5 protein-coding genes are annotated in these 3,384 nt (G+C 37.4%); 1 reads left to right on the top strand and 4 read right to left on the bottom strand.

Annotation, left to right across the window (positions count from 1 at the left end; all coding sequences use genetic code 11):
• Positions 1-43: 43 nt before the first annotated feature.
• Entirely contained in the window at positions 44-346 is a 303-nt protein-coding gene (locus G3569_RS18050) for a type II toxin-antitoxin system RelE/ParE family toxin (RefSeq protein ID WP_165271485.1), read from the bottom strand.
• Complete coding sequence (locus G3569_RS18045) at positions 347-631, bottom strand: type II toxin-antitoxin system Phd/YefM family antitoxin (RefSeq protein ID WP_165271484.1); 285 nt, start codon at positions 629-631, stop codon at positions 347-349. It abuts the gene before it with no gap.
• A 143-nt stretch (positions 632-774) separates the two neighbouring features.
• Here G3569_RS18045 and G3569_RS18040 point away from each other — a divergent pair, with 143 nt between their 5' ends.
• Positions 775-996 carry a hypothetical protein gene (locus tag G3569_RS18040; protein WP_165271483.1) on the top strand — a complete coding sequence of 74 codons (222 nt, stop codon included), beginning with the start codon at positions 775-777 and terminating at the stop codon, positions 994-996.
• A 735-nt stretch (positions 997-1,731) separates the two neighbouring features.
• On the opposite strand, the gene G3569_RS18030 is transcribed toward G3569_RS18040, so the two are convergent.
• Both G3569_RS18030 and G3569_RS18025 read right to left on the bottom strand, forming a co-directional pair.
• Complete coding sequence (locus G3569_RS18030) at positions 1,732-2,484, bottom strand: toll/interleukin-1 receptor domain-containing protein (RefSeq protein ID WP_165271481.1); 753 nt, start codon at positions 2,482-2,484, stop codon at positions 1,732-1,734.
• A 153-nt stretch (positions 2,485-2,637) separates the two neighbouring features.
• Positions 2,638-3,318: a hypothetical protein gene (locus G3569_RS18025; RefSeq protein ID WP_165271480.1), complete on the bottom strand. Its 681-nt coding sequence runs from the start codon at positions 3,316-3,318 to the stop codon at positions 2,638-2,640.
• Positions 3,319-3,384: the final 66 nt, after the last annotated feature.

Here is a 3,384-nt window from a genome sequence, read left to right as displayed (position 1 = left end):
AGAGCGAGGTGCGTCCGAGTTAATGCGCGGGTTAGAGCAATATCTATTCAGGCTTAATCTCAGATTCGTCTTCATCTTGCCTGGCATGACGAATAGTTAAAATATCGATGTGATCCTGATTGATTTCATAGATGATCACGTAATTAGATTGAACCACAAGCTGTCGGACCATCTCGTCATTTAGAGCAGGAACCATTTGGCCAGAGCGAGGATGCTTTTTCAAATGCTGGACACGCTTTTCAAACTCTTCAACCAGCGCCAATGCAGCATCTACATTATCTTTCGAAATGTAGTCGACAATTTCATCAATTTTTCTTTGAGAAGTAGGAGACCAAACAATACGCATTTATACTTTCCCCAACCGTTCTTTCAATGAACTCATGACTTTTTCATGCTCGACACCTTTCCCATCTTCAATCTCTTGACGAGCCTGGTTGATTTCCTGAAGCAATTCAATGGTATCGATCATTTGCTCATAATCACCGACATCAAGCAATACGGCAGAACTTTTTCCGTGTTGAGTGATAACAAGGGGACGGTGCTCCGTTTTAATTTTTTCGATCATTGAGGCTGCATTGGCCCGAAATTCGGACAATGGCTGAATGTCTTTATCAAGTTGGACACGTTTCATAACGCTATAAGTTGTGTTAATAAGTGACTTTTAAATAGTACAAATAAAAGTACAAACTAACAACGAGCGAAATGTGGATTGGTTGCTCTAACGACATTGCGCTTAAGGAGCGCGCGGAATTTTGTTGATTTGTTAAATAATGAATGGAGAGGGAAAAAGCCAAAAGTGGGCAAACAGTAGGCGAGGCGCGTCCCCTTAAAGCGCGGGTTAGTTTGGGAACTGAGGATTTGGAGCAAGCAAAAAATGAGATAAAAACTACGAAAAGAAACAGGGGACGCCCGACGAATTTACGCCCAACGGCCACGACAAAACGGGAGATGGGCGATTGGAGCAACGGCTTTAGCACCGAGAATTTCCGGGCGTAAAAGCAAGAATACCTACCAACCACGAGGGCATAAATGCGAAATGTGAAAGTGGCACTGGTGCAGATTTGTAGCTTAAAAGTGGCTACCGGAAAACTGTGGCAAAATTGCTGACTTATCACCCGATTTTAGAGAAGTAAAAATTTCCCGAAACTTTACCGACAAACCGCGAAGGCCGGCGGGCAAACTAACGACATTGCGCATAACCGGCAGGCACCGGAATGTTGAATTAGTTTTAAAACAAAAGATTAACTAATAAATGGAAGGGAGGCAAGCAGATGGCGAGGCCTGTCCGAGTTAATGCGCGGGTTATACAAAGTTATTAATTGTTGAAATAAGCTAATTTAATTTTGGTTCGCCTTTTCATTTTCAGTCTTTGGGAAAAGATACATTTCGAGCAAAATTGAAAATTGCACGAAAGCAACTAACAGGTAATCTGTAGCTGAAATGTGGGCAAAAGATTCTTCAAATAATACACCAACAAATATAATTAAGGTGTAAAGTGCTACAATGCCAACTATGATAGCCCAAACTTTATACCAAAGTGGTCGATCTTGAATTTTATTTAGCATGCTTAGATGAAACTCTTGTTAGAATTTACTTTGTATAACGACATTGCGCATAACCGGCAGGCGCCGGAGTGTCGAATTAGTTTTAAAACGAAAGATTAACTAATAAATGGAAGGGAGGCAAGGGGATGGCGAGGCCTGTCCGAGTTAATGCGCGGGTTAGGCGTAATTAAAAATTTGATGGATTATATTCTTTGATAAAGTTAATTAAAACTTTTTCAGGAATAGCATAAGAAGCTGAAAAATGAGATTTAACTCCTTCCTCACAAAACTCTTCAAATGCGGTCCAATACCAATCTGGATCAAAAGGGTCGCCATAGTAATCTTCATGAACTTTTACCCCAACAAACTCTCCGTTTTGCCAAGGTTCAATTCCATAAATTCCTAATCCAAATTGTTGAATTCTGGATAAAATTATTTCGAAATCTTCATGATTGAAATATTGGATTGCATTAACATCAAAACCATTATTCAAATTTTTTAAATCGTAAAAAATATGCTGATTAAGGAATATTTGAGTGGGGTCACCCAGTGATACTCCTAAAGATTCCAACAGTTCAGATCTACCATCAACAAAATTGGTTTTAAAATCTGCGTATTTTTTATCAAGTAAAAATGGCGGAATATTACACTCTTCAATTACACAAGGTAGAACTTTGACCTTTTTTTGATTTATCTCTTGTGTTAGTGCAATATTGACTTCTCTTTTCACCCATTCGGATTTGCAGGATTCTTTGCTGAGAACAACAACTAGATAGTCAGTAGAATCAATTCCTTCAGATATTTTTTCAATTAAAGAATCGCCCACTTTAATTTCTGCCTCATCAATCCAAACTTTAAAATTTTTACCTCGCAACACGTTACCTAGTCTTCTGGCAAAACTTTTATCGGATGATGAATGACTTAAAAATATATTTTTCATGAAATTGGAAATTGACTAATTACGCCTAACGACATTGCGCATAAGGTGCACACGAATGAATGTTGAATTAGCAACTAACGAAAGATGAGATTTAAAACCAAGAGCGGCAAAGAATTGGCGAGGTGTGTCCCCTTAATGCGCTGGTTAGGCCTACTATTTTGTAGGTTCATCGATTTTGTCAATATAGATTTCTGTATTATCAAACATAGTAGCTCCACTTTCTTTGAAATATGCCAATGTATAATTTTCTGAATGCTTTAAGATTATACCTTTAGACTCAGTTGAGTCATATTTAATAAGTACTTCATTATAATTACCATGAATAACTTCTTGGTAATTATCTCTAATTCTTTGTGCTTCTTCTTGTCCGAGGTTGCTTGGGGCGCGGAAGAGCAAGATTATTGCTATCAATAATGAAAAGAGTGCAACTAAGGCAAAAAAGTAGTATTCAATATATTTAGCAACTGTTTCTGTGAAATTCCCTAGAGATGTTGTTGGAACTTCTTTTTTCTCGTTGGATTTATTCTTGATTGAAGTTAAATCTTTTCCAAAAAACCACGAAGGTCTAATAGATTGGAAAGTTCCGATCAGTAAATAAATAAAAGAACCTACAAGCATTATTTTTAACCCCCATATAAGAAAAGAGTCAAAGAACTGAAGGAAAGGATTTTGAAATCCTAATACCAAGCTTTTTGGAACTGTAAGCGGGAATAATTTAGCACTAAAACCAAACTCTTTAATAAAACCTTCATGGAACTTAAGTCCAATGAAATATAAAATAGGGGTGAATATTGAAAGCACTAAAGTTAGAATAGTTAATGTTTTTTTAATCATTAAATAGTTGATTAATGTAATATTAGTAGGCCTAACGACATGGCGCTACAGCTGCAGGCGCCGGAA

The sequence above is a fragment of the Fodinibius halophilus genome, from assembly GCF_011059105.1.
In the GTDB taxonomy this organism is placed as follows: Bacteria; Bacteroidota; Rhodothermia; order Balneolales; family Balneolaceae; genus Fodinibius; species Fodinibius halophilus.
This window is presented reverse-complemented; position numbering and strand designations above follow the sequence as displayed.

Coding starts and splice junctions, on each gene's coding strand:
- G3569_RS18045 (WP_165271484.1), bottom strand. CDS start 631: ATGAAACGTGTCCAACTTGATAAAGACATTCAGCCATTGTCCGAATTT.
- G3569_RS18050 (WP_165271485.1), bottom strand. CDS start 346: ATGCGTATTGTTTGGTCTCCTACTTCTCAAAGAAAAATTGATGAAATT.
- G3569_RS18025 (WP_165271480.1), bottom strand. CDS start 3,318: ATGATTAAAAAAACATTAACTATTCTAACTTTAGTGCTTTCAATATTC.
- G3569_RS18030 (WP_165271481.1), bottom strand. CDS start 2,484: ATGAAAAATATATTTTTAAGTCATTCATCATCCGATAAAAGTTTTGCC.
- G3569_RS18040 (WP_165271483.1), top strand. CDS start 775: ATGGAGAGGGAAAAAGCCAAAAGTGGGCAAACAGTAGGCGAGGCGCGT.